This is a genomic window from Agrobacterium pusense, assembly GCF_900102105.1.
Taxonomy (GTDB): domain Bacteria; phylum Pseudomonadota; class Alphaproteobacteria; order Rhizobiales; family Rhizobiaceae; genus Agrobacterium; species Agrobacterium pusense.
In genome coordinates this window covers 32,168-57,411 of sequence record NZ_FNBB01000015.1, presented here as the reverse complement: position 1 = coordinate 57,411, position 25,244 = coordinate 32,168, and the positions used below count along the sequence as shown (strand labels likewise).

The window sequence follows — 25,244 nt, the reverse complement described above, 5'->3', positions numbered from 1 at the left end:
GACATCAGTCCAGGCGGTTGAAGTGCCACGCCTGAAGTAAGGCAGCCACATCATGAAGGCCTTGCTGAAGCGGCCGAGGATCGGACTGCCTTGCTTTTTCACCGCGCACATCCTGCCATTCCCGAAGACAGGGATAACCGGTCACCTGGCTGAGGCGAAGTTCATGGCTCATCGTCGTAGCCTTCGCCGCGCGCCAGCCGATCGAGCGCATCTTCATGCCGATGCCAGCTAACACGTCGGCGTCCTGAATGCGTGATCCCGGCTTCAGGTCACACAGGGCGATCCTGAGAGACATAATGATGGCGGCTACGATTCAGAGGCCCTCTTCAACGATGATCTTGAAATATGATGGCAAAATCTCCATACTGCCATCATTCCTATCAGTTATGCAGGAGGTGCTATCATGCCCGCCGTAACAATCCGAAACATACCCGAGGAAACGCATCGCGCCATCAAGATCCGTGCGGCACAGCATGGCCGCAGCGCCGAGGCCGAAATGCGCGACATTCTGGAAATGGCCGTTCGGCCCGCAACCCGTCTCCGTCTCGGCACGGCACTCGCCGAGGCCAGTCGTCGCATCGGCCTCACCAACGAGGACGTCGATGCCCTTGAGCAGACCTTTGATCGCACGCCAGCCCATCCCATGAGCTTCGAATGATTCTGCTAGACACCAATGTCGTCTCGGAGACGATGAAGCCTTTTCCGAGCCAAATGGTACAGCGCTGGCTCGACGAGCAAGCTGCCGAGACCCTCCATCTTTCGAGTATCACGATCGCGGAGGCCATGTTCGGCATCCGCACCATGCCCGATGGTCAGCGCAAGCAGAGGCTCGCGGAGGCTCTCGATGTCTGGATCGGCCTGTTCGAGGGACGAATTTTGCCCTTCGATCTCGATGCCGCCAAACACTATGCCAATCTCGGATCTTCGGCCCGTGCATCGGGGAAGGGATTCCCGACAACCGACGGCTACATTGCGGCCATCGCTGCATCCAAGGGCTTCGCAGTCGCGACCCGTGACGCCAGCGCGTTTCATGCCGCCGGTCTTGAAGTCATTGATCCCTGGACGGCCGAGTGAGGGCGACCCGTCACCGGCAAGTGCGATGATCCGAGCATAGTCGATGTTGCCGGCGGTATACGTCTGAAGCGTCGCCTCGTCTTACTTTGTGCGTTCGATTGAAAAGAGGTTTCGGCGTTGCCGTGTGGGCCGCGCTTTCGGCTTCAACCGCTAATGATGGCGACAACCGATCGACGTGCCGCGATCCTGCCTTCGCCCGTCCTCAAAGCGAGCCGATCAACATCATCGCAATCGCCCTGCGGGGGGCCGAGCCAACCAAGGCGCGGTAACAATCACGACAAGCGCCCCGCAGTTCCTTCCGATAGGAGGCGGATCGCCCCGACTTTGGTCCCGCTGAGGATGATGGCTGGCGAAGCGAGACCCCGGACGGAGGCGTGGGTCGGGCGCGCCTGCACGCCTGCGACCCACCTTGGAGATGCTTGCGTTTTGACACAGGCTATCAGGCGCCGTCTCCTGAAGCCTGCCAGACCGGGATGCCGAGCTGGCGTGCCTTGTCGGCGAGATTGCCGGTGATGCCGTTTCCGGGAAAGGCGATCAATCCGGCGGGCATGACTGAAAGCATCTCGTCATTGCGCCGGAAGGGCGCAGCCTTGGCATGTTTGGTCCAGTTGGGCTTGAAGGTAATCTGCGTCACTTGGCGCGCCTCCGCCCAGCAGGCGGCGATGCGTTCAGCGCCTTTCGGCGAGCCGCCGTGCAAGAGCACCATGTCGGGATGCTTAGCATGCGCCTGATCGAGCTTGGCCCAGATGCGCTCATGATCGTTGTAGTCCATACCGCCGGCGAATGCGATCTTGGTTCCGGCAGGGATCAGCACCTCGGTTTCGGCGCGGCGTCGGGCGGAGAGGAAGTCCCGGCTGTCGATCATCGCCGCCGTCATGTTGGCGTGGTTGACCTTGGAGCCGCTGCGCGGCCGCCAGGACGATCCGGTCTGCGCCTCGTACAGGTCGGCACTGAAGTCGCGCATGAACTCGAAGCTGTTGCGGCGTTCCAGGAGCGTGATGCCTTCGGCGATGAGGCGTTCGAGTTCGACGCTCTTCACCTCCGAGCCGTCCTGCTCGCGCTGGCCGGTGCGTTGCGCCTCTTCGTTACGATCGAGTTCGCGCTGGATCCGTTCGCCGGCGCGATGGAAGAGATTGGGGATCGACCAGAACAGGTCTTCGAGATCGGGCTCCAGGCGGGTGTCGCCGAGCATTTCTGCGAGGGCGTCGAAGAGCGTGGTGATCGATGAGCGGACTTGGGGCTCGTCCGGCAATGGCCGCGGATCGGGTTCGTCCTGGAAGGGGCGATAGCCGAAGACCTGCATCTCGTAGATGAAGCGGTCGGTCGGGGAGGATGTATGGTGGGGCTCGAAGGTGTCTTCGGGGTGAAGGATCAGGTCCATGGTGGTCTCCATCGGTTTGGGGCCGCGCCTCTCGCGGCCTGACGGCGAACCCGATCACGCGGGCCGACGCCGGAACCGCAAGCGAAGTGCCGCGGCCCAGCGAAGCGCCGGGCGGTGGAGGGATGGTATCTTGATCCGCGCGGAATGACGGACCGCACCCGCGGTCTGGCAGGGGAAGAAACCCGACCGACCCGCTGAAGGCCCGGAGGCCCGCGTGGTAAGGGTCGCCTCTCGGCAGGCCCGCGGGCGCGCGCCCATCCCGAATGAGGCCAATGGATTGCGCCTCGCCAGTGCCGCGGCCGGGCCCTCCCCAACCTCTGTCCCCGACGTCAGGCTGGAAGAAAAGCCATCGCGTCTTCCGGGACGAGTTGTGCCCTGAGGTTTGCCGTCAGCCGGTCCCGGCCCAGCCAGCGAAGATCTTCATTGAAGTCGCCGAGCTCCGGCGACAGCACCAGTGGCAGGATCCCGCACTCCTGCGCCCGGCGGCTCATGCCCTCGATCCCATGCCGGCCGGCGGCATCCGCGTCTGCGGCGATATAGATGCGCCGGCATCCGGGCGGGAAACGGAAGGCGGCAAGGTGGTTGGCCGTGAGCGCCGCCACTATCGGCATGCCGGGCATCACGTGTTCGAGCGACAGCATGGTCTCGAGCCCCTCGCCTGCCGCCATCACCGGCACAGGCGCATTGACCGGAAAGTCAAAGCGGACGCCGTTACCGAGAAGCCCGCCAAGTGCGCGGCGCGGATCGTTGACCTTCGCCTTGCCGGCGCCGTCGGGATCCAGCCAGCTGCGATGCACGCCTGTGATTGCGCCGGCGGGGTCGGTCACCGCTGCGATCAGGGCCGGATAGCTGCTCGTATGGCCCGTGACGAGATCACGATAGTAGCAGGACGGATGGAAGCGCAGCGCCGCATGCGTCGATGCCCGTAAGATGCCGCGCCCGCGCAGATAGGTGTCGGCAAGCGTGCCCGCCAGAGGCTGCGTCATCCGGAACAGCCGCTGTGCCTGCACGCCCGTACACCGTACCACCGGGGCGAAATCATAAGCATCGGTCCCGCGAGACGACACCGGCTCTGGTCGAGGCAGGCTGAGGAAATGACGCGCCTCGTCTGCAACGTCCCGGAAGTCGACGAGACCGCAAGTCTCCCGGATCAGATCGAGCAGATCACCGAACTGGCCTGTCGCCGCGTCGGTCCAGCGGCCGGCGCGCGGGCCGACGAGGTGCACATAGAGCGACCGGCCCTTTCTGTTGCTGACATCGCCAACGAGCCAGTAGTTGCCGGCACGACGGCCGGCGGAGAGATAGTGCCGGCAGACCGCCTCCGCGTCCCGCGCGAGACGGCCCGCCAGATCCGAGGCGGAGTGCATGGCAGACCTCCATCATGACCGGTGTGCGACATCGACAAGGCGATGACGATCATTCAGCTTCGACAGGATCGCCGTGCCCTCACCTGCGACAGGCACAAAGGAACGGAGCTTCCAACTGATCATCCCCTTGGATCGGCGCGTGTGGGTCGGCGAGAGCCGGGCCACCTTCATCAGCATCGCACGCGCCGATTGAGGCGACTGGACCCGGGGAGGTGATTGAGCGGGATAGAAACAAGACCTGGGCGACCTCTGTTGGTTTATAGCATCCTTCCAGAGCCAGAGGCCCTCGGCGTCACTGCCGCCGAATACGTCCGTCATGATCCGTTGCAGGTCGGCTGAGGTGAGGACTTTACCTTGCTCCAGACGCGACGTGACTTGACCGGCAGCATTCCTAAAGGCTTCAGGGCGTGTTTTGATATCAGGACGTGGAGAGGTGGAAACGTTTTGGCGATGCGAGATGATATTCATCGAAGGTTGCTCCATGAGTGAGGAAAGAACGGCGGAGCCCGACGTCCTGCCGAACGGGTCGGAGGAGCGAAATCGGGCAGCCAGGAGGGATCGGGAATGCCAGTAAAACCGTCGGCGATTGTCAGCGGTTAGGTCGCAGGGCTCGCAATGAAGCCGGTTGGATCCTCTGGATCCGGCGGCAGGTAGGCGGCGTAAGGATTGCCGTCGGCCAGATGACCAAACGGTGTGAAGACGTATTCGCCGACACTGCGGCCGACGGCGCAAAGTACGTAACGCGGCTCGCGTGTAGACGCATCGAGACACTCCACAAGAGCAAGATTGCCATCGGCTGCGGCGCGCAGCAGTGTGTCGAAGTTTGTGCGGGCATGATCGGGGATAGCCATTGGGATTCTCCAAACAAAATGTGGCCCGGCGCTTGACCGGGCTCTGGGATGACTGCGATGGGGTTTGCGGATGCGGCCGGGTCCGAGCCTGGCGCGCATCAAGATGTCAGGCAGCGCTTTCGAGCAGCTTCTTCGCTTTGCCTTCGAGCTCCAGGCGCGTGTCCTGATTGGTTTTCGTGCGCGCCAGTGCGGTGATGCCCTGCACGAAGTCAAAGATCGACTCAGGCGGTCTCCCCTCCTCCGACAACACCATCTCGATCACCTTGCCGGTCTCGCCTTTCGAGAAGCCTCGCCGACGCAGGAAGGTTTCGCGGTCGTCGTCCTTGCGCGCGACGATCCGTTCGCGCGCCGCCTTGATGCCGGCGATGAACGGAGCGGGTGAGGATTTGGCGAAGCTTGTCAGCGCGGGTGCTGCTTCGTGCGCAAAGCGCTGGGCGGCGAACTTTGAATGGCGGATGGTGATCTCCTCGAAATTTTCCGTTCCCCACAAGTTGCGGTTGGCGCAGACCGCCCGCAGATAGAAGGAGGCGATGCCGAGGGTCTTCGATCCAACTTCCGAGTTCCAGGTATAAAAGCCGCGGAAATAGAGATCGGGTTCGCCGTTCGGCAGTCGTCCGGCTTCAATCGGATGGGTGTCGTCCACCAGGAACAGGAAAACGTCTCGGTCGCTGGCGTAGAGCGTGGTCGTATCGTTGCTGATGTCGATGAAGGGATTGTGCGTCATTGTCGCCCAATCCAGGACGCCCGGCACTTTCCACATGGTGTCACCGGTCCCATTGCCGGCTACCCTCATCACGGCGGACACCAGTTCATGATCCCAGATGCGGCCGTATTTCGGTCCGGTGACGGCGCGCAGTTCAAGGCGCCCATCGTCCATCTCGAGGGTCTTGACGAGCTCGGCACGATGATTGAGCAGGCCATGCTGCAGGTTGATCGCCGCAAGCGGGGCCGGCAGTTGGCGCATATAGGTGGCCGGTGCGCCAACCAGGCTGCAGAGCTGGCCATAGCTCCAGTGGGTCGGAGCGATCGGTTGTCGCTGACCGGGAACGAGAAGTTCAAGCCGCTCCGCATTGTCGCGGGTTGCTTCGACACGGATCGCAGCGCTTTCGATGGTGCGAGCATGAGCCCGTTCGGCTCGGGATCGAACGGTGTCGTAGAGATCTGTGAGTGACAGGAAGCGTTCGTCGTCAGGGCGCGAAAACCATTCCGAGGAAACGCGGCCGATCCGCTCACCGCGCGAGATATCGACCTTGAAGCTGGAGGAAGCCGGTTGGGCATTGGAAGCAAGTGGGGTCATTGCATTGTCTCCACGAAACGGAAACCCGGCGCGATGGCCGGGCGAGGTTGAGGGAAGTGGGAAGAGGAAAGATCAATCGGACGTTAGCCGGTGGTGCGCCGATCGGATCGCCGAGAGCGCCGCCTGGAACTCGGCAGTGCCAATGACGTCGGAAAAATCCATCGTAGTGGCGATGGAAAGGCAGGCGGCGTGGACTTCATCGTCGGTCACCGCTTCGCGTGATAGAGCTTTGAAGGCCGGATCGATTTCGAGCACGGCGGCGATTGAGTCGCGCACGCCAGCCTCCTGAAGCCTGGCCAGGACGTGGGAAGGCGTTGGTCGGGCGACCGGCTCTTCAGGATCTGGTTCTTCGGTGAGAATTGCTTCTCCTCGGGCAATCGCCCAGGCAGATCGAGCTAGCCATTCGAGCGATGGCGGCCGGGCCGAACTGATGTCATCCAACAACATCGTCAACAGTCCGAGCAGGATCTCGAAATGACGCGCCCGGCGCTGGACAGGTTCGTCGAACTGCTGCGGGATCTGGAGCGGCGGACCCGCATAGGCCGCATGTGTGCCGTCCCAGATGCCGGTGACATGAACTGGACCGGAGGAGTCGAAGTCCTTCTCGGCGATCTCCCAGCTGTCGTCGTCAATGGCGGCACGGCAGGCCGCCTCCAGCGTGTCGGCCGCGTAGGTGCGGTGCCGGAAGACCGGCAGGTGGTAGGTGGTCTCGATCGTGAAGTCAGGCATAGATGCCTCCTGAAACGGAAAAACCCGGCGCGATGGCCGGGCGGAAGAAGACCCGACCGCAACGGCGATCGGGTCAGGCTGATGGATGCTGGTGAACCTACTCGGCCGCCGCGAGATGCTCGCCGTCCATGCCACTTTCGGTATCGCCGGTGTCGTCGTCCGATGTTTCCGGCTGGTCGAGCAGGAAAGCGGGCAGGTCCTGAGCTTCCCCAGTCTCAGCATGATCGGAACCAACGGTCTCTCCGGGGGCATCGCTTTCGCTGATGCCGTCCTCGACCGTTATGCGAAGCGGTTCCGGTAACCAACTGCTGCCTGTCATCAGCCGTTCGGCCTCGCGGGCCATGTCAGTCTTCTTGAGATGGCCGATCAGCTCCGCCGCCTGATCACCCTTGGCTTCTCGAACCGCCTGTAGGATCCGCGCCTTGGTGACACGGCCGAGATAGTTGTCGGCGGTCGGTGTCCAGCCGGCCTGCACCATGTCGAAACCAATCGAGCGGGCAAGCTGATCGGCATGGGCGATCGCCCGGGTCCGCTTGTTCCACGGTTCGATCACCGCGTTGACCGACAGCGAGGCGCAATGGGCAAACAGAGCCTGCCGGCTGACCTCGTCAAGCGTGATCAGGAAGTCCCAGAGATCATCCGGATCCTTGGGAAGATCCTGGCCCCAGCCTTCGTGCCGCTGCTCGATCTCCTTTGCCCAGACTGTATCGCCGAGGCCGGGCGTCTGGGCGAAACGAGCGCTTTGCAGCGTCACCTCCAGGCATGAATCCGAGCCGTAAACGTAGAAGGTCTTCAGGACGAAGGCATGCAGGACCGCGATGAAGGCGATGACAGGATCGTTCGCGAGCGCGTTGCGCAAAGCGACCGTGCGCGCCGCCGTCAGATCGAGAACCATGCGGTCGGGAAGTGGCTTGATCGCTTCGTCCTCGTCGTCTGGTTGGGTGTCCTCGCCACCGGCGGCGCCTCTTACCGAGAGTTCATTGCCACGATCGTCACGATTGTGACCGACATCACTCGAGAGATCGGCTTCACTCTTCAGTTCGTCCTCGGGCCGCACGAAGCCTCGCTCGATCTTGAGCTCGCCACTGGCGCCGAGCGACACAAAGACACCGCCGTGGGCGATCTCTTGCGGATCGAACAGATATGGGCGGTCGTTGAGCCGGTCGAGCTCTGCGCCGAGCTCGTCCAGCTTTTGTTCGGTCGTTTCCGAGAACTCATCTGCCTCCGAATATTCCGCGTCGAGCTTGTCGTATTCGGCACGCGTGGCATCATAGCGCGCCAGTTCGTCTTCCGTCATTTCCGCCTGCTCGCCGTAGAAGCGGCGCAGGCCGGACGTGTGACCGTAGGGAAAGTCGAGAGCCGCCTCGACCCACTTCCAGCCTTCGCTCACGCGGATCGCCTCGGCGTCGGCCTTCAACTTTTCCATCACGAGCTGCTCGAGCAGCGCCGGATCCTGCAGCCAGCCGCCCTGATCCTGGTCGAACAGATCGCGCATGGTGACGCCGCCCGCGGCCTCGTAGGATTCGATGCCGACATAGACTGCGCGGCGGTCGCTGGCGCGGATCGCGGTCTCCGTCAGTAGTCGGCGGATATAATAAGGTTCACGGCTATGGGAGCGGGAGACCGTATCCCAGACCTGCTCCTGGCGAACATGGTCGTTGGTGATCGAGAAGGCCATGGTCTGTTCGAGCGTCATCTCGTCCTCCGCATAAAGATCGAGAAGCCGTGGTGAGACGGAGGCGAGCCGCAGGCGTTGCTTGACGGTGGTAACCGAGACGAAGAAGCGTGCGGCTATCTCCTCCTCACCGAGCCCCTGTTCACGCAAGGTCTGGAAGGCGCGGAACTGATCGAGTGGATGCAAGGATACGCGCTGGACGTTTTCGGCGAGCGAATCCTCGACCTCGAGGGTTTCGCCTTTGCTGACGATGCAGGGAACGCCGGCAGTCTTGGCAAGACGTTTCTGCGCGACCAGGCGCTCAAGCGCGCGGTAGCGGCGCCCACCGGCGGGGATGCGATAGATGCCGGTCTCGTTGCCATCGCCATCAAGCTCGGGACGGACGTTGAGGCTGGTCAGCAGCCCGCGATGGGCGATGTCTTCCGCCAGGTCCTCAATCGAGATGCCCGCTTTGATCTTGCGGACGTTCTGCTGGCTGAGCACCAGCTTGTTGAAGGGAATATCCCGGGCTGCACTGAGGGTGATTTTCTGGGTGGCTTGAGCCATGTCGTTTCTCCATGGCGGACCGGCCGGAACCTCTCTCCAGCCTCCTAACCCGCCACAAATCCCACTTCCCTCCTCTCCCTCTATGCCGCCCGCCTGGAGCTCGCCCTACGTCACGCTCATCGCCTGACTGATAAGGCAGTTTCACCCCGACTTCCCGGAAACTGTCTGGGCGCCGGCGAGAATTCATGGTCGATGAGCTCATTCAGTCCGTCGATAATATCAGCGGGCCGAACCGACAGGACGCCTTGCGGACTTGGCACCGCCGCCCGGGTGGTCCAGACTGTTCCGGCAAACAAATAGCAGGAAGCCGTTGCAGTGCCCGAGGCTCATCACGACATGTTGGAAAAGCTGCGCCGCCTGGCGGCGAAGGATCGCCGCCCGACCGTCGCGCCCGACGGGATCGGCAGCTATTCCACGCTTTTTACCTTTGTCACGCGCGAACGCGAACGCATCGCTGGCTCGGCCTTTTCACAGGTTTCGATCGTCACCATCCTGGAAGGGTCAAAGGAAGTCGTGAGCATGGGACGGCAGCGACGCTTTTCGGCCGGCAAGGCCCTCGTGCTGCCAGCCGGTTGGCGCGGCGATGTCGTCAATGATCCCGATCCGCAGACTGGTGTCTATCGGGCGATCTTCATCGCCTTCCCAAACGAGTTGACACGGCGGGCAGCGAAGGCTTTTCCACCTTGCCGGATCTCTTGCCAGACAGAGTTGACGCTCGACCCGTTACTGGCCGCGGCCATCAACCACGCCGGCCAGGGCATCGCCAACGGCAATGTGCCGGTCCCTCTGCTCGAGCACCGCCTTCTCGAAATCCTGATGGTGCTCGCGGTACGCGGCGCCCTGCCCGGTTTGCCGGAAACGACCGCCGAGGCGGTGCGAGCGCTGGTGCGCTGGCAGCCGGATCGCGCCTGGACCGCCGATCTGATCGCCGGGGAGCTCGGCACGAGCAACGCCACGCTGCGTCGCCGCCTGTCACGCGAGGGTGCTTCCCTGCGAGATGTTGTGGCGAGCGAACGGGTGGCCCTCGCAAAGACCCTCCTTGCAGAAGACGGGCTGTCGCTGCGGGAAGCCGCGCTCGCCACAGGCTATCGCTCGCCGCGCCGCTTCACCGATCGGCTTCGCAGCGCGTGAGCGTTTGCAGCTCCATATTGAGCGTTTTCGTGCACCGCCAGCCGGTACGACTTCGTTAGACCATGCCCTTGCAGCTCACCGAAGCAAACGCGAAAGGGCAACATTATGAAACCCATGCTCATACTTCTGAACGTCACCGTCGTCGCAGCAATCATCGCCACCCCGGCCCTGTCGGCCGATCTCAAGGTGACGTTTTCAAAGAGCAATGGCCCGATGCTGTCGCCGGAAAATGCCTCCTGCATTTCGACATCGTCCAGCAAGTCAGTACCCGGCCCCAACAAGAGCCTTGCCGTCTCCTGGTCGAATGGCCCCAGGGGCACGCGATCCTATGCGTTGACGATGGTCGACCCGGACGTACCCGCTGATTTCTCGCTGTTCAACAGGGCGGATAAAATCATCCCGGAGGATTTCAGGCGGATGGAATTCGTTCACTGGGTGCTGGCCGATATTCCTCCATCGCGCACGAGCCTTGGTGAAGGCACGGACGGAAACGGTCCGTCCGCCAATGGCCTGCCGCTCGAGCGCACGGCCCATGGGCGGCGCGGGCAGAACGGCACCGGCGGCGGCAACCTGGAGGATGGACCACATGGTGGTTATGTGGGCCCGTGCCCGCCGTGGAACGACGAGCGTGTCCACAGCTACCACGTTACGGTCTATGCGCTGGATGTCGACCGGCTGAACCTTCCCGATCTCTTCACCAGCGCCGATCTCATCGCTGCCGCGAAGGAGCATATCTTGGCATCGGGCAGCAGGGACCTGTTTTACACATTGAATGCAAAGGCTGGGAAATGACCGGGACGAGATGGGATGCCGAAGCGCGGGCCGGGCCGGAAACCGCGCATTGGATGCGAAATCTGATTGTTTGCCTCGTTGGCTCGTTCACGACGATCGTGGCGATGACGCTCCTGCTCCCCTTCCTGCCGCTCTATGACGAGGAGCTCGGCGTCAGCGACAAGGCCGCGATCGTGCAGTGGTCGGGCATCGCCTATGGCGCCACCTTCTTTGCCGCCGCGTTCGTAGCGCCGCTCTGGGGACGGCTTGGCGATATTTATGGCCGAAAGCTGATGCTGATCCGCACCAGCCTCGGCATGACAGTTGCCATCTCGCTAATGTGCGTGGCGGGCAATGTCTGGCAGCTGGTGGCGGCGCAAACGCCGAAGCATCGCTCCGCCTGGGCGCTGGGCACGCTATCCGCCGGCGCCTTCACCACCATTATTGCCTCCCTGTTTGGTCGCTTCATGTGGCACGGCAACGAGGCGCGGAAAGGTCGCCGTAAGTTCTTCGGCATTGAACTGTTTTGGGAACTGCCTGTCGCTCTCGGCATGGCAGTCATCGGCGAAAGTGCCGCCGCCTATGCCGATCTTGGTCAGCCTGCCTCAACCGGGCTGATTGCGCTTCTGGCCTATCTCGGGCCGCGTGGTGTCGAAGCGCTCTTCCATAAATGGTTTGACCGACGCATGGCCGGTTGATCAACTCTGTTAGTATCGTCAAAGCCGTCCGGTTCGCGCCGGGCGGCTTTTTGCGTTTCGGTCGTCAGCGAAGGCCAGATAGCTTTCGCAAATCGCTATTGATGCGTGATTGCCATCCCTTGCCCATCGCCTTGTAATGCTCCACCAAATCAGGGTCGAGACGGATAGTAACCGGCGTTTTAGGTGCGTCCGCCTTCGGCCTACCACGGCGCGCAATCTCCCGGTCGATGCTCTTGGCAAGGTCGGGAAATGCTTCGCCAAAGGGCTTGGCTTGCGCCATCTCTTCATCCGTGGCTTCGGGCGCGTCGGGGTCCGACGCAATCATCCGCTGAATTTCCACCTCTTCCTTCTCAGTGAGGGGGCGTTTCGAAGAAAACTTTGCGGGCATTAGAGCCTCCTTTCCTTGGCGCTGGCTGGCCGCATGGAAATGACGGACAGAGCCTGCGAACCTAACGGGCGAAACACCACTGCGATGATGATGCGGCCCTGAAACTCACCTACGGCCATGAAGCGGTTTTCCTTGGCAGGAAGGACAATAGAGCCCGCAAAAAACTCAATCGTCAAATCGGCAAAATCGAGACCGTGTTTCTCGAGATTCGTCAGCCGTTTCGTTTCGTCATAAGTGATTTTCATAATCTGTACGTACAATAATTACGCGGCCCGCGCAAGCTTTTTGTACGTACACAATATACAATCTAGCTCGTGCCGTTTCGTGCGGCAATCATCCGCCGCCGCAGCCAAGACACGGTAAGAGTGGCTCCATGGATATGATCGGCCGGAGTTTGCCGTAGCGAGGCTGTAACGCGCACCCGTCCAGCATACCGACGCGTTTGCAGCACCAGGACGGAAAAATATTTTATTACGGCAGAGAAAAGATAAGAGATACCGATGTTGTGAATGCACATGGTCTTTACACAACCGTATTTTCGCATGCAATACGGCAGATCGATGCTTATTGTGAGAGCATCGGACAGAACTTCGTTTTGATCGTTGACGAGCATTCTGCTCGGAAAGAACTATTGGAGACTGCCGCTAAAACTATGTACGGGAATGCTCCGACGCGGAAGCTTTTGAGTCCGCCATTTGAAGTTGAGAGTTACCTTAATCAGAACATGCAGGCTGCAGATTGGATTGCCACTATCGTAGGGCGCCTGTGGTCGTACCGCATCTGCACTGATGATTACAAAATGCTTGAGCCCTATGAAAAATACTACTGGCAGAGGCTGCATGCAGTTACGACGCATAGCACAGTCATGACCCGGCCCAAGAAGTCTGCGCCAACATTTTCAGGATCGAAAGGAAAAATCGGCTCCTTAGGTGCCGTTTTGCAGCAGGCAATTATTCAAAAAGAAACATTGGTCGTAGCGGAAAAAACCACGGTCGTAGTGCAAGATTCTCTGCCTAGGAAGGTCTAGATCAACCGAGCGCGCACCATTGTTTGCTCGTTGATGTGAAGTTTAGGCGAATCGTTGTTCGATGAACTGACGAAGTTTGGCATGGGCCTGACCATTTCGATCTGCCATTCCCCTAGAGTAACAATCTCGTTCCGCGTCGTCTGTCGTGAGCTTAGTGGTACAACAACAGTCAGGGCGGCAGGCATTCGACACTTTTTAAAGAAGCGTAATGGTTGCGTGGAAAAAAAGAAGTCCAGACGGCGACCAAGCCGCTGATTTCGTTTAGAATCAGCGGCCCGTACGGAGGCCGCCATCGCTTTGCGCCAGGATCGTTTACAGGTGTCCATGGGCGACGTTGGCATCGCAGGCGTCGAGCTTGCAAGCAGGTTTTCAGGCACAAACGCCGCAGCCGATAGCCGGGTTTGTTCGCAGGAAATTTTCGCGCGGCAATAATTCATTGAAAATTCCGGCTCTTCACCTTGAGCGTTTCGATATGGAGATCAGGCACGAACATATCCCTTGGGACGACCGGCTTCAGCCGATCGCGTGAATCCGGCCCGCCGCCTCCGTGGGCAAACTCATCGCCGCGACCAGCCGGCAGCCTGAACTCCGTATCTCGATCGGCAAGGCCAACCAGATCGCCTGAGAGATCGAAGAGTTGCTGGGCGACGAGATGGACGACCTCCCCTTCTCGCTGAATCCGTCCGTTGATCGCCATCATCGAAGATCCCAGCACGATGCGCCTGCGTTTCTCGAACAGGGTGGGCCAGACAACGATGTTGGCAGGTCCGGTCTCGTCCTCGATGGTGATGAACATCACACCCTTGGCCGATCCCGGCTTTTGCCGCACAAGAACAAGGCCAGCCGTATAAACCCAACGCCCATGCCGCGCATTCATTGCCTCAGCACAGGTGATGATGTTGCGTGCCGACAGGTCCTCGCGCAGAAAGGCGACAGGATGCTGGCGCAAAGTCAGCCCGATGTGGCTGTAGTCCTCGATGACGTTATGGCCGTCCGTCATTTGCCGAAGCGCCACCTCTGGCTCCTGCTGCTCGGCAATCGCCGTCGCCTCGCGTTCGGCTGCGGCTGCAAACAACGGCAAGGGCTCGTCGCGCAGCGCCTTGATCGCCCAAAGCGCATCGCGTCGTTCGAGTTTCAGCGATGGCAGAAAGGCGTCGGCCTCCGCGAGTTGAACAAGCGCTTCGGTCGGCACGCTAGACCGGCGCCACATCTCATCGACTGAGGCGAACGGGTTGTTCATGCGCGCTGCAACGATCCGTGCGGCGTCCGCGACAGCCAGCCCTTTCACCTGCCGAAACCCGAGGCGCACAGCATGACGATCGCTGCCTCCAATCCTTTCCAGCGTGCAGTCCCATCGCGAGCGATTGACGCAGACCGGCCGCACCTCGACGCCATGCTTGATCGCGTCCCCGACGATCTGGGCCGGAGCATAAAATCCCATTGGCTGGCTGTTGAGAAGGGCTGCACAAAAGACGTCGGGGTAATGGCACTTGATGTAGTTCGAAGCGTAGGCAATCAACGCAAAGGAGGCCGCATGACTTTCCGGAAAGCCGTATGAGCCAAAGCCCTCCAACTGCGAAAAGGTCTTTTCGGCGAACTCGGCCGAATATCCGTTCTTGACCATCCCTGACACCAGCTTGTCCTTGAAGCGCGAGACGCCGCCGGTGAACTTGAAGGTCGCCATGGATTTGCGCAGCTGGTCGGCCTCACCACCGGTAAAGCCGGCACAGACCATGGCGACGCGCATCGCTGACTCTTGAAACAGCGGCACGCCCAGCGTCTTGCCGAGCACCGCCTCCAACTCGGGTGTCGGATACTCGACCGGCTCCTTGCCTTCGCGACGACGGAGATAGGGATGCACCATGTCACCCTGGATTGGGCCCGGCCGCACGATCGCTACCTGCACGACGAGATCGTAGAAGGTCCGCGGTTTTAACCGCGGCAGCATCGCCATCTGCGCACGGCTTTCGATCTGGAAGGTGCCGAGCGTGTCAGCCTTGCGGATCATTGCATAGGTCGCCGCATCCTCTTGGCTGATTTTCGAGAGATCAAGATCCTGCCCTTTGTGCTCGCGGATGAGATCAAAAGCCTTGGCCATGCAGGTGAGCATCCCGAGCGCCAAGACATCCACCTTCATGAACTTCAGTGCCTCAACGTCATCCTTGTCCCATTCGATGATCTGCCTGTCTTTCATCGTCGCCGGTTCGATCGGCACGAGATCGTCCAGCCGGTCATGGGTGAGGACAAAGCCGCCGGGATGCTGACCCAGATGCCGAGGCGCGCCCATCAGCTGCTGCGCGAGTTTCAGGGTGAGCGCCAGACGCCGGTCATTGGGGTTGAGATTGAGTTCCCTGATGTTTCTGTCGGGTACTTCTTCCGACCACGACCACATGCCTGACGATAGCGCCTTGATGACATCCTCCGGCAAGCCAAGTGCCTTACCGACATCGCGGATCGCGCCCTTGGCGCGGTACCGCGTAACGGTGGCGCAGAGGGCCGCCTTATCCTTGGTGTAGGTCTTGTAGATCCACTGGATGACCTCCTCGCGCCGTTCATGCTCAAAGTCGACATCAATGTCCGGCGGCTCGTCGCGCTCCTGACTGACGAAACGCTCGAAGAGCAGATCATTGGTCGAGGGATCGATTGAGGTGATGCCGAGAATATAGCAAACAGCACTGTTGGCGGCGGACCCCCTGCCCTGACAGAGAATGCCCTGGCTTCTGGCAAAACGCACGATCGAAAACACCGTCAGGAAGTACGGCGCGTATTTCATGGTGCGGATGAGATCGAGTTCGTGGCGAACTGTCTTTAAAACATCCGGTGGCAGGCCTTCCGGATAACGATCGGGCGCACATTCCCAGACGTAATGCTCGAGCGAGGCCTGGGCGTCCTTGCCCGGTACGATGGCTTCCTCCGGGTACTGGTAGGTCAGCTCCTCAAGCGAGAATTTGCAGCGACGCACGATCTCCACCGTCCGCGCCAAGGCCTCTGGGTAGCGTGGAAACAACCGTTCCATCTCCTCCGGCGGCTTGAGGAACCGATCGGCATGGCGCTCGCGCTCGAAGCCGACATCGTCGATCGTGGTGTTGTGCCTGATACAGGTGACGATGTCCTGCAACTGCCGCCGGCCCGGCTCATGAAACAGCACGTCATTGGTGACGACGGTTCTGACCTTGAACCGCGCCGCCATGTTGGAAATCTCATGCAGGCGCAGCTGGTCGTTCGGTCGCCGACGCAGACAGAGAGACACGTAAGCGCGATCGCCAAACAGCTCAGCCATTTTTCGAAGCTGAGCGGCACAGGTAGCATCTGGCAGATCAGGCACGAGAATGCCGATCATGCCCTCGGAGTAAGCGACGATATCGTCCCAGTGCAGGATGCAGTTGTTCTTGCCGCCGCGCGATTTGCCCAGCGTGATGAGGCGCGTCAGGCGCGAATAGGCGGATCGGTCCATCGGATAGACCAGCACCGACATCCCATCCGCGAGATCGAGCCGACAGCCGACGACCAGGCGCAGACCGGTGGCGCGAGATGCTTCCAGGGCGCGGACGATCCCGGCCAGCGAATTGCGATCGACGACGCCGAGTGCTTCGATGCCGAGCTGTTCCGCCGTCTCGAACAATTCCTGTGCAGAGGAGGCGCCGCGCAGAAAGGAAAAGTGGGTCGTGACCTGGAGCTCGGCGTAGCTCATGCGAAGATTCCGTGGCAGAACCAGCGATGGGACCCGGTCTCGGGATCCACTCCGTCGCCGGAGCGGAACACCCACAGGCGCTCGCCTGCCTCGTCCTCGATGACAAAGTAGTCCCGCACCGCGTCCATTTCGGCGTCACGCTGCCACCACTCCCCGAAGATGCGTTCCGGGCCGTCGGCGCGTTTGACCTTACGGCGCTTGCCGCGCCAGACGATGGAAACAGGCGGCCGGTCCGGCATCAGCGCAATCGCCTCGATCAGTTCGGGTCGTGGCAAAAGCCGGACTGGACGGCGCCAATGGCTCACCCAGGCAACAGGGATCGGTTCAGCAACGGGACTGATCCGCCGGACGGAACGTTCCGGCACATCGGATGCAACCGGCGCGACGCGATAAACCCGCTGGCCCCGATTTCCATAGATATCGATGAGCGGTGTCACATCGGTGATGTCATCCTCGGCCAGAGCAGAGACTTTCTGCGCCTCCTCCAATGGCTCTACCATGACGGCGACGAGGGTGAGCCTCTCGATCCCGAAACCCGGCTCGATCTTTTCCGTCCGGTCCCGAAACAGTTTCGTCAGCCAGGCAACGTCGCGGGCCGGCTTGGCAGTGCCTGCGCGAATGGCTTGTCTGGTGCCGTCGACCTTCTCGACGATCAGGTCGGCGCGGCGCACCCCAAGGCCGCGCTTCTGAAGCTCATCGACCAGTTGCACGACCAGGCGGCCGACATATTTGTTGATCGTTTCGGCAGCGCCAATCGGTTCAGCGAAGGCTTTCGAGACTTCGAGCAGCTCAGGCGTCCGGATCGGCTCGATCGGCTCGGCGATGCGACAGAGCGTCTGGTCGAGACGGCGCCCAACCTCCGGTCCAAAGCGCAACGTCAGCGGCGCGCGCGGGGTATTGGCAAGCTCACCGATCGTCTGAAATCCGAGAATGCGGAGATCGCTGACAATCTTTGCCGGCAGGCGCAGGAGCGATATCGGCAGCTTTTCGACGGCCCGCACTGTCTCACCCGACGGAATGACAATCGTCTCGCGCTTGATTGCGCGGGCGCAGGCATGAGCTGCACCCCAGCTGTCGGCGACCGCCACGCGGGCAGTCAGCTTCCTGCCTAGAAACTGGTTGGCGATCTTTGTCACCATTGGCAGCTCGCCGCCCTGCAGGTGGTCGGCGCCTTCGGTGTCCATCACGATGCCGTCGATCCCGTCAATCGCGACGATCGGCGAATAGATTGTTAGTGCCCACAGTGTGATGCGTTCGAGGGCTACCCGATCGGCTTCGATATCCGCGTCGACCATCATCAGGCCATGAAACAGCGACTGCGCCTTTGCCGCCGGCATGCCGACATGCACGCCTGCCGCCCTGGCAGCCGGGTCGGCAGCCGAAACCCATCGCTTCGACCCGCTTCTTGCGATCACGGCAATTGGCTGTTCAGGCGAAATGGAGGGATCCGCCCGCCGAATACGATCCGTCGGCAGATCCGGAAGATAGATCGAGACGACCCTTGTCATCACACGCCCTCACGAGAAACTCAGCACACTCACCCGCTTTCACGCGCATCAATTCAAGAAACCATTGAGGCCTGCCCACCCCCGGTACCGGCAGCTCTTCCGATGGCATCACACTGACCCGCCATCTGGTTGTTGACGCCGTCGGCTGGCCAAAATCATTCGCCTCGGTCTGCCGTCGCCATCGCCGGACGGCAAGAGCCATCGTCCCGGTTCGCTCGGCGGCTAGCTGCAATCGGCGGGAACTGACCATCGGCAGGCGGACAAGTTCGCCGACGACCGCCCCGAGGCCGCCGAACGACAGTCCCTCCTCCATATTGGCCAGAACATCCTCTTCCCTGTCGGACTCGACAAAAATAACGCGGTCAGGATGGAGGCCTACCTGAGCAAGCGCCGGAAAAAACAGATCCGGTCGCGTCAGACACCAGATGACCGGGCCTCTGGTTCGCGCGGCAATGCCCGCCACAAAAAGCGCTGCTGCTGCGCCATCGACCGTACCGGATCCTCCGCCCGCAAACTCATGCAGGGCTCCATAGGCAAGCCCGCCGCCAGGCAAGGCCGCATCGATCTTGGGGACACCGAAGGCGAGCGTTCCGGGCCGCTTCGCGGCTGCGCCCTCCATCGAGGCGATGCGGTCACGCAAGTCACAGATCAGATCTGTTACCCCCTTGGGGCGGGCAGCAGTCATCGTTCACGGCTCCCTTCAAGGTCGTGTTCAAAGGATCGACATCATGTCGTACGGGCTATTTGTTCATTGTTTGTTCTTATAGTGCAAAAGAGTCAAGCACTACAAAGTTGAGGAATATTATCCCAATATTAGGAAAGTCGAAGATTCGAAAAAGATTCAAGGACGTAGGAAGCAAAAGATTTTTTCCGCATGTGCCTGTTGTCGACCCCACGCGGTATTGTGGCGGCGACGGACATGGTTGTCGTCAGTGCGAAAAGTGCACGTTGCGGCGATTGCATTGGCGTTTGGTACAGCGCGATGTCCCTGGATTTCTCTTTTTCAACGGGTTCTCCGGGCAACGAAACGCGATCCTGCGGATCTCGAACCGGAAGACCGTTGCGGGCGCGACCCTCTCACGTCGTTTAGGGGACTGAACGAAGCTGATATTGGCCGTACTCCATCGCTGTCGAAACGTCTCGTTAAAGTGCCTGTTCCGCATCGAGATCAGTTTGAAGCCCGCTTCCCCCCAACGAACTTCAGATTTGCAGCAGCGTTCCCTGCTTCGATGCAGTAGCAAAGTGGCTGATTACGCCCTATGACACAGTCCTGGCATTTAGACTTTGCGTCGCCCTCTTGCCACGGCTGTAGCTGGGTGCCACATCGCAAGCCATTGGCATTAGAGAGCGACCTTCATGACAGTAATAGCCTCTTACATCTATCGGCTCGGCGAGCGCACCGAAAAACTCCCCTTGACGGGCGACCAGTTCCAAGAGACCGACGGCGAATTTGCCTGGATCGGCATTGCCGACCCGACAGCCGATGAAATGGCATGCCTCAAGTCGATGTTCGATCTGCATCCATTGGCGGTAGAAGATGCCCTCAATGGCAAACAGGTGCCCAAAGTCGAAGTCTATGGCGACCAGCTGTTCGTCATCATCAAGACCGCCCATCTCGAAGGAGACAAGATTGCCTATGGCGAGACATGTATTTTTGTCGGCCGGCACCATGTGATCTCCGTTCGTCATGGTTCGGCACGCTCACACAGGGAGTTACGGGAACAGCTCGAACAGTCTCCACAACTCCTGGATCACGGGCCCGACTATGTCCTGCACGGTATCATCGACTTCGTGGTAGACGGCTATCTTCCGATGGTCGAGGCTCTGGAGGACAAGGTGCTCGAGATGGAAAAGCATATGCTGATCTCCTTTCTCGAACGCGAGCAGATCAGACGGCTTTTTCGCATGCGCCGACAGGTCATCCGCTTTCAGCGCATCCTCGGCCCGATGGCCGAGGTCGTGGGCAAGCTGACAAACCTCGAACTGCCCTGTATCGACGACAATGCCAAGGCCTATTTCCGGGATGTGCTCGACCACGTTCGGCGCGTCGAGTTCATGATGTCAGGTCTGCGAGAAATCATCACCTCCGTATTCGAAGCCTCAAACCTTCTGGAACAGCAGCGTCAGGGAACGATCACCCGCCAGCTTGCAGCCTGGGCCGCGATTCTCGCCGTGCCTACGGCAATAGCTGGCATTTATGGAATGAATTTTGAGCATATGCCGGAGCTGAAATCGGAATATGGCTATTATGTCGTAATCGGTGTCATTCTTACACTTTGCGCTATCCTGTATTCCAGTTTCAAGAAAACAGGGTGGCTGTAGTTTGATCTCGTCTATGGCTGTCGAGCGCACAGCCAAAAATCGCATCGCACTGAAGCCGTAAAGGAGTTGGATTTGGCCACTGGACTGATCGCATTGCTTGATGATGTTGCAGCCATTGCGAGGCGGCAGCTGCCTCGTTGGACGACATCGCAACGCAGACAGCGAAAGCCAGCGTGAAGGCGGCGGGCGTCGTGATCGACGATACTGCCGTTACTCCGACCTATGTTATCGGCCTGGCTCCTGCGCGTGAGCTTCCGATCATCGGAAAGATTGCGCTCGGATCGCTGAAAAACAAGCTGATCTTTCTCCTGCCGATCTGTCTTGTGCTTGGATATTTTGCTCCATGGCTCATTACCCCCTTGCTCATGATCGGCGGAATTTATCTGTCCTTTGAAGGCGCGGAGAAGCTTCACGAGGCCTTCTTTCCTCACGTCACCAAGCACGATCAGGCTCAGAACGCGGCGCTCGACGCGACGGATCTCGAAAACCGCAAAGTTTCCGGCGCGGTCCGGACCGACTTTATCCTCTCAGCCGAGATTATGGCGCTTACGCTTGCCGGGGTTTCGACATTGAGCATCTATTCGCAAGCTGCGGTGCTGGCAACCGTCGGCATCCTGATCACCGCTGCAGTATATGGTGTCGTGGCCATCATCGTCAAAGCAGACGATGTGGGACTGCACCTGGCAAAGGCAGGAAGCCCTTTAGCAAGCAAAGTCGGAGCGGGCCTCGTGAAGGGCGTGCCCGTGCTTTTGAAGACATTGGCTATCGTCGGGACGGCGGCAATGCTGTGGGTAGGTGGAAGCATCATCGTGCACAGTCTGGCAGGGCTTGGATTGCATCAACCAGAGCATCTGATTGAAACGTTTGCATCTAATATCGAACACACAGTGGCGGTTCTTCCGCAAATCACCAAGTGGCTGGCCACCTCTTTGGCCCAGGCAATCATCGGCATTGCGACAGGCGCAACTGCAATCCTGCTCCTGTCCATCTGGAAGCAACTCATTCCTGGCGACACCAGGACCAGCTAGCGTTCCGTCGCTGGTTTCATAGAACCAGGTGCGGTGGATTACGCACGTGTAGCTGCTATGGTCGTTCTGGATGGACCTTGCCAGACTTGACGGAGGCGCAAGGGCCTTCCGCATTGGGTTATGTCCGGCGCCACAGTGGCCGCGCTTGTGACGGCTTACGACAAAGTGCGACTGGCTCCTACCAGGTATGGGGGAACGGCAGGACAATACCCGCGTTTATATGCTCCACTAGTGAAGCGCACGTGATGCGGTGAACACATTGCATCCGGACCAAGGGGAACTGCCAGCATGTGCAACCTTTATCGGATGGAGGACAAGGACTGGGTCTCGAAGTGGGCCCAGGACGCCGAAAGCCTAATCAACCTCATGCCGGCCTATCAGATGAACCCCGACCAGATGGGGCCGATCGTTAGAAACACGGCGGACGGCAAGAAGCAGCTGGTTCATGCACGATGGGGCCTGCCCTCGCCGATTTTCGTGCAGAAGAAAGCTGCGGATGCGAGGGCGGGAAAACTGAAGGCCAAAGGTCAGGCCGTCGATATGGATGAGCTTATCCGCATGGAGCCGGACCGTGGTGTCACGAATGTGCGCAAACTCAATCTCCCTCACTGGACGCGATGGTTCGGCGTCGAGCACAGGTGCCTTGTCCCGGTCACAAGCTTTGCTGAACCGGATCCGATGAGCAAACAGGAGGGTGGCAATGTGCCTAACGCCTGGTTCGCTCGAGACGAGGCGAAATCACTCATGTTCTTTGCCGGCGTCCACGTGCCGCAATGGAAAAGCGTCCGCAAGGTCAGGGACGGGCTCACAACCGACGACCTATACGGTTTCCTGACGACCGATCCGAATGACCTCGTGAAGCCGATCCATGAAAAGGCCATGCCCGTCCTGCTGCTGACGAAGGAAGAAACCGAAGTCTGGATGCGGGCTCCGTGGAATGAGGCAAAGGAGCTCGCCCGCCCGCTCCCGAACGGCGCGCTGATCATTTCGTCACGCGAACCATACGGATCAACGATCGTTTCGCAAAGTGGAGAACCGGTGGAGGAGCAAGGACGCCTTTTATAATCGGCGGCCATTACCTCACCACTGTCCGGGCCACAGCCTTGTCGATGAGGAGACTAAACCCGCCGAACTGTTCGGAGAGAGGAGAAGGAAGATGCATATCCGCCCTTACATTCTCGAAAATCATGGTGTCTATCCCAAGAGATTTCTGGAGGACGGTCAATTCTTCGGCGTGCGGAAAACCACTCACGATAATCTCGACCAACGGCTGGTCGCCGAAGTCGACCGGGAATCCGACCTGACTGCCTATTCCGGATATGCCGCCATGGAACTCTGGGCAGATGATGACGACATTCCGACGGGAGCGAGGATAGAGATATTGTTCAGCGACCGGAAAGGCATCGCCGCCCTCCTCTATGATCATCCCAAAATATCCGATGCTTTCATTGAGTGGGTATTCTGCACCTCACCCGTCGATGCCTTGACTGAATGGAAGAGGAAGGTCCGCTGGCCGCTGATCGAAACATCGGGAGGGCCAGTCGATATAATCGGAGACGCCCATCAATGAACGTTGAGAGCCGTAAGGCCGGCAAGGGCATTCATGAGAACCAGTGGTGCAAGCATGCCGGCTGCAAGCGCCCCCAGTAACCTCAATTGAGGATCGAATTTTTCGGAACAAATCATCACAGCGACGGTTGGGTAGGCGGATGGTCTTTCCCCCGTCCATGCGCTTGCAGCCTGTCATGGTTGCACACCTTCGAACCCTCCGCTCTGGAGGGTTTCTTTTTGCTCGCATCGCAAGCAAGTTATGCCTTCAAAAGCCATCAGACCGCCAGCGACGGCCTGCTACCGGGCTGCAACTCCGTACCCTTGAAATCTAATCGCTCGACTCCTCCACGAGACGTGTTACACTTTTTTGCAGTGTCACCAACCGAATACATAGGCGGTGGCACCTGAGGGTTACTACGTGCTCCCGCCTATATCGTGTGGAGGACGGCTGCGTGCTCAAACCATCCGATTTCCAGGAATGTCCACTTCGACGCCTCCTTTCTCGCTGGGCCGCGCGGTTTACCTCTGACGAGCGGATGCAGAGCCGGCTTGTTGAAAAAACGATAGGCGAGGTCATCCGGGATTTTCCGGGCGCCGATCACGACACCAGGATCGATGTAGAGTTACTCGCGACTTTGCGAGGTGTCGCTTTGCGGGAATTCAGTACTCGTCCTCGCCCAGAGCGTCGTTCCGAGAACGATCAACTGTCGAGCGACGGTCAGTGAAGAGTGGACAACGTTCCCGGTGGACCGAAAAGTGCATCGGCTATTTCCCGAAGCTCCGCGCTATCGCCGCTCACAGAGTAACCGCGGTCGTTCGATTTGGCCCGGTTCGCGAAAACGAACGGCATTTTGACGTTCTCCAGTGCAATCGACACATTCAGCAATGTCTGATCGTGGATATCCACGTCAACGATTGTGGTGTCAACGTCCCACTCCAGTAACGGACTGAGCACGCATCGTGTTGATCGAACCGCGCTCAGGACGACGGCTGCTGCTGCCTGCAACCGCTGACGGCACGCAAATGTGTGTATAAGGCGCTGCTCTACGATGAACAGCTTCCCACGAAAACGCTCGCAACACGGGCATATCCTCAGGTGGCTCGAGGCGGAGGGTGGCTCGGGTATGGGGAAGGTCTCGCGACTGTTTGCATGAGGCAGGATTAATTATGCGCGCGTTCTGCCGAGCCTCCAGGGCAGACGCTGCCAGCCTCAGCCCATCGCCGCATCGCACCGGCATGGTTGCCGACTTGGAAACTGCAAGCCGCCCAGGGCCAGCCGGAGAGCTTGGTAGGGATGACCCAGTGCGAGCTTCGGGCCACGTCCCCAAAGCCGGGACGACGAACGCCTGACAAAATCGATAAAAGTAGGTCCAAAGCTAGCCCGCAACTCCGACCTCGGACCTATTCAGCCGCGATACTGCTTTTACCCAGCAACGCGATGAAGGCTTCTCGGAGGTTTTGGCAACGATAAAGCAAATCGGCCTTTTCATGCTTCAGCCGCCGCAAGAGAGCCAACTCCCTGTCGCTGGCGTCGTTCGACATAGCACGAAGTCGAAGGTCGGTTTCGATTTCTCGAACCGCCACTTCACACGCTGCAATCTCCTTAAGGAGGCGATCCCAGTGTTTCTCCAGCACAAAGCTCACGTCGTTGGTCCAACTCGATCGCGATTTTCACCAACTGTTAACATAACCGAAGAGACCTTGGAGCGGCGATTTTATGTATGGTTAACACCATGGCAAAATTCCGAAGTGGGGCTAACCCGGGCTCCGTCAGACAAGTCTTGGCGGAAACGCGTTGGAATTCATGGATTGCCGTATCTCTCGAAAATTCGAGAACCGCATGTGCTTGTTCAGCAAACACCCACGCCGACCTTACGCAAAGCGGCGTCACTCCATGCGAAGAACCGTGTTCATCAGCGATGCCCTGATAAATGGTTGTTACTGCCCTCGATTTTGCTTGTGAGAACTCCGGTAAAACGAACTGGTCTCGCCTGCGCATGAGCTGGATATCATTTTTACGGATATATCGCCTCGATGGTGAGCCGAATGCCGCTACCGTCCTCCTGAAAGACGGTTATTTTTACAAGACGATTGCACCCGACCTCGAGCAGATCAGCATGGGTTCCGGGCCTTCGCGCAGCTTCCTTCCTGCGGAGGATTTCCGGTTTAACGATCGTCGCCGATGTCCTGTTCGAGCGGATCGCGCATG

The 25,244-nt window shown here is 59.7% G+C and carries 24 protein-coding genes and 2 pseudogenes; 11 read left to right on the top strand and 15 right to left on the bottom strand.

Annotated features, from left to right (window positions below):
• Nucleotides 1-4: 4 nt before the first annotated feature.
• Nucleotides 5-235, bottom strand: coding sequence for a hypothetical protein (locus BLU28_RS23575; RefSeq protein WP_139190417.1), 231 nt, complete (start codon nt 233-235; stop codon nt 5-7).
• A gap of 168 nt (nt 236-403) precedes the next feature.
• Here BLU28_RS23575 and BLU28_RS23570 point away from each other — a divergent pair, with 168 nt between their 5' ends.
• Together BLU28_RS23570 and BLU28_RS23565 are read left to right on the top strand one after the other, a co-directional pair.
• The gene (locus BLU28_RS23570; protein WP_006699039.1) at nt 404-658 is read left to right on the top strand and encodes a FitA-like ribbon-helix-helix domain-containing protein; all 255 of its coding nucleotides are present in this window, start codon (nt 404-406) and stop codon (nt 656-658) included.
• A complete protein-coding gene (locus BLU28_RS23565) occupies nt 655-1,074 on the top strand; it encodes a type II toxin-antitoxin system VapC family toxin (protein ID WP_022557187.1) in 420 nt (139 codons plus the stop codon). Before BLU28_RS23570 ends, BLU28_RS23565 begins: the two co-directional genes overlap by 4 nt.
• A 439-nt stretch (nt 1,075-1,513) precedes the next feature.
• Here the strand turns inward: BLU28_RS23565 and BLU28_RS23560 are convergent, their stop codons facing one another.
• The 7 genes from BLU28_RS23560 to BLU28_RS23530 form a co-directional block, all read right to left on the bottom strand.
• On the bottom strand, nt 1,514-2,455 hold the full coding sequence (locus BLU28_RS23560; protein ID WP_077986013.1) for a DUF2493 domain-containing protein: 942 nt from the start codon (nt 2,453-2,455) through the stop codon (nt 1,514-1,516).
• Nucleotides 2,456-2,784: 329 nt separating this feature from the next.
• On the bottom strand, nt 2,785-3,822 hold the full coding sequence (locus tag BLU28_RS23555) for a DUF7146 domain-containing protein (protein WP_077986014.1): 1,038 nt from the start codon (nt 3,820-3,822) through the stop codon (nt 2,785-2,787).
• A gap of 12 nt (nt 3,823-3,834) precedes the next feature.
• Nucleotides 3,835-4,290, bottom strand: coding sequence for a hypothetical protein (locus tag BLU28_RS23550; protein ID WP_077986015.1), 456 nt, complete (start codon nt 4,288-4,290; stop codon nt 3,835-3,837).
• A 128-nt stretch (nt 4,291-4,418) separates the two neighbouring features.
• Entirely contained in the window at nt 4,419-4,673 is a 255-nt protein-coding gene (locus BLU28_RS23545; RefSeq protein ID WP_077986016.1) for a DUF6117 family protein, read from the bottom strand.
• 106 nt (nt 4,674-4,779) lie between these two features.
• The gene (locus BLU28_RS23540) at nt 4,780-5,970 is read right to left on the bottom strand and encodes a DUF932 domain-containing protein (RefSeq protein WP_077986017.1); all 1,191 of its coding nucleotides are present in this window, start codon (nt 5,968-5,970) and stop codon (nt 4,780-4,782) included.
• 72 nt (nt 5,971-6,042) lie between these two features.
• Nucleotides 6,043-6,699, bottom strand: a complete 657-nt coding sequence (locus BLU28_RS23535; RefSeq protein ID WP_077986018.1) for a hypothetical protein — start codon at nt 6,697-6,699, stop codon at nt 6,043-6,045.
• 97 nt (nt 6,700-6,796) lie between these two features.
• A complete protein-coding gene (locus BLU28_RS23530; RefSeq protein WP_077986019.1) occupies nt 6,797-8,920 on the bottom strand; it encodes a ParB/RepB/Spo0J family partition protein in 2,124 nt (707 codons plus the stop codon).
• 315 nt (nt 8,921-9,235) lie between these two features.
• Here BLU28_RS23530 and BLU28_RS23525 point away from each other — a divergent pair, with 315 nt between their 5' ends.
• The 4 genes and pseudogenes from BLU28_RS23525 to BLU28_RS26420 all read left to right on the top strand — a co-directional run bounded on the left by BLU28_RS23525 (nt 9,236) and on the right by BLU28_RS26420 (nt 11,520).
• Nucleotides 9,236-10,051: a helix-turn-helix domain-containing protein gene (locus BLU28_RS23525; RefSeq protein WP_077986021.1), complete on the top strand. Its 816-nt coding sequence runs from the start codon at nt 9,236-9,238 to the stop codon at nt 10,049-10,051.
• A 105-nt stretch (nt 10,052-10,156) separates the two neighbouring features.
• Nucleotides 10,157-10,843: a YbhB/YbcL family Raf kinase inhibitor-like protein gene (locus BLU28_RS23520; RefSeq protein ID WP_092651403.1), complete on the top strand. Its 687-nt coding sequence runs from the start codon at nt 10,157-10,159 to the stop codon at nt 10,841-10,843.
• A pseudogene (locus BLU28_RS26425) lies at nt 10,840-11,283 on the top strand (MFS transporter); the annotation flags it as partial. The gene BLU28_RS23520 and the pseudogene BLU28_RS26425, both read left to right, overlap by 4 nt.
• Nucleotides 11,284-11,289: 6 nt before the next feature.
• A complete protein-coding gene (locus tag BLU28_RS26420; protein ID WP_234794441.1) occupies nt 11,290-11,520 on the top strand; it encodes a phage holin family protein in 231 nt (76 codons plus the stop codon).
• A gap of 64 nt (nt 11,521-11,584) precedes the next feature.
• Here the strand turns inward: BLU28_RS26420 and BLU28_RS23510 are convergent, their stop codons facing one another.
• Together BLU28_RS23510 and BLU28_RS23505 are read right to left on the bottom strand one after the other, a co-directional pair.
• Entirely contained in the window at nt 11,585-11,908 is a 324-nt protein-coding gene (locus tag BLU28_RS23510) for a BrnA antitoxin family protein (RefSeq protein ID WP_042936313.1), read from the bottom strand.
• Entirely contained in the window at nt 11,908-12,153 is a 246-nt protein-coding gene (locus BLU28_RS23505; RefSeq protein WP_077986022.1) for a BrnT family toxin, read from the bottom strand. Before BLU28_RS23505 ends, BLU28_RS23510 begins: the two co-directional genes overlap by 1 nt.
• Nucleotides 12,154-12,350: 197 nt before the next feature.
• Here BLU28_RS23505 and BLU28_RS23500 point away from each other — a divergent pair, with 197 nt between their 5' ends.
• Nucleotides 12,351-12,935 carry a DUF3800 domain-containing protein gene (locus BLU28_RS23500; protein ID WP_077986023.1) on the top strand — a complete coding sequence of 195 codons (585 nt, stop codon included), beginning with the start codon at nt 12,351-12,353 and terminating at the stop codon, nt 12,933-12,935.
• On the opposite strand, the gene BLU28_RS26105 is transcribed toward BLU28_RS23500, so the two are convergent.
• The 4 genes from BLU28_RS26105 to BLU28_RS23485 are packed head-to-tail and all read right to left on the bottom strand — an operon-like array spanning nt 12,932 to nt 18,819.
• A complete protein-coding gene (locus BLU28_RS26105) occupies nt 12,932-13,372 on the bottom strand; it encodes a hypothetical protein (RefSeq protein WP_139190415.1) in 441 nt (146 codons plus the stop codon). The genes BLU28_RS23500 and BLU28_RS26105 overlap by 4 nt on opposite strands.
• Entirely contained in the window at nt 13,369-16,626 is a 3,258-nt protein-coding gene (locus BLU28_RS23495) for an error-prone DNA polymerase (RefSeq protein WP_077986025.1), read from the bottom strand. Before BLU28_RS23495 ends, BLU28_RS26105 begins: the two co-directional genes overlap by 4 nt.
• A complete protein-coding gene (locus tag BLU28_RS23490) occupies nt 16,623-18,134 on the bottom strand; it encodes a Y-family DNA polymerase (RefSeq protein ID WP_175477732.1) in 1,512 nt (503 codons plus the stop codon). The genes BLU28_RS23495 and BLU28_RS23490 overlap by 4 nt, the downstream gene beginning before the upstream one ends.
• Nucleotides 18,055-18,819: an ImuA family protein gene (locus BLU28_RS23485; RefSeq protein ID WP_006699057.1), complete on the bottom strand. Its 765-nt coding sequence runs from the start codon at nt 18,817-18,819 to the stop codon at nt 18,055-18,057. The genes BLU28_RS23490 and BLU28_RS23485 overlap by 80 nt, the downstream gene beginning before the upstream one ends.
• Nucleotides 18,820-19,490: 671 nt before the next feature.
• Here BLU28_RS23485 and BLU28_RS23480 point away from each other — a divergent pair.
• The 4 genes and pseudogenes from BLU28_RS23480 to BLU28_RS23465 all read left to right on the top strand — a co-directional run bounded on the left by BLU28_RS23480 (nt 19,491) and on the right by BLU28_RS23465 (nt 23,054).
• The gene (locus BLU28_RS23480) at nt 19,491-20,456 is read left to right on the top strand and encodes a magnesium and cobalt transport protein CorA (RefSeq protein WP_077986026.1); all 966 of its coding nucleotides are present in this window, start codon (nt 19,491-19,493) and stop codon (nt 20,454-20,456) included.
• 72 nt (nt 20,457-20,528) lie between these two features.
• Nucleotides 20,529-21,484: pseudogene (locus tag BLU28_RS23475) on the top strand (DUF808 domain-containing protein).
• A gap of 288 nt (nt 21,485-21,772) precedes the next feature.
• The gene (locus BLU28_RS23470) at nt 21,773-22,549 is read left to right on the top strand and encodes an SOS response-associated peptidase family protein (RefSeq protein WP_077986028.1); all 777 of its coding nucleotides are present in this window, start codon (nt 21,773-21,775) and stop codon (nt 22,547-22,549) included.
• Nucleotides 22,550-22,640: 91 nt separating this feature from the next.
• The gene (locus BLU28_RS23465; protein WP_064263838.1) at nt 22,641-23,054 is read left to right on the top strand and encodes a hypothetical protein; all 414 of its coding nucleotides are present in this window, start codon (nt 22,641-22,643) and stop codon (nt 23,052-23,054) included.
• A gap of 1,382 nt (nt 23,055-24,436) precedes the next feature.
• Here BLU28_RS23465 and BLU28_RS23455 read toward each other — a convergent pair.
• The gene (locus BLU28_RS23455) at nt 24,437-24,679 is read right to left on the bottom strand and encodes a hypothetical protein (protein WP_022557570.1); all 243 of its coding nucleotides are present in this window, start codon (nt 24,677-24,679) and stop codon (nt 24,437-24,439) included.
• Between the last annotated feature and the right edge of the window lie 565 nt (nt 24,680-25,244).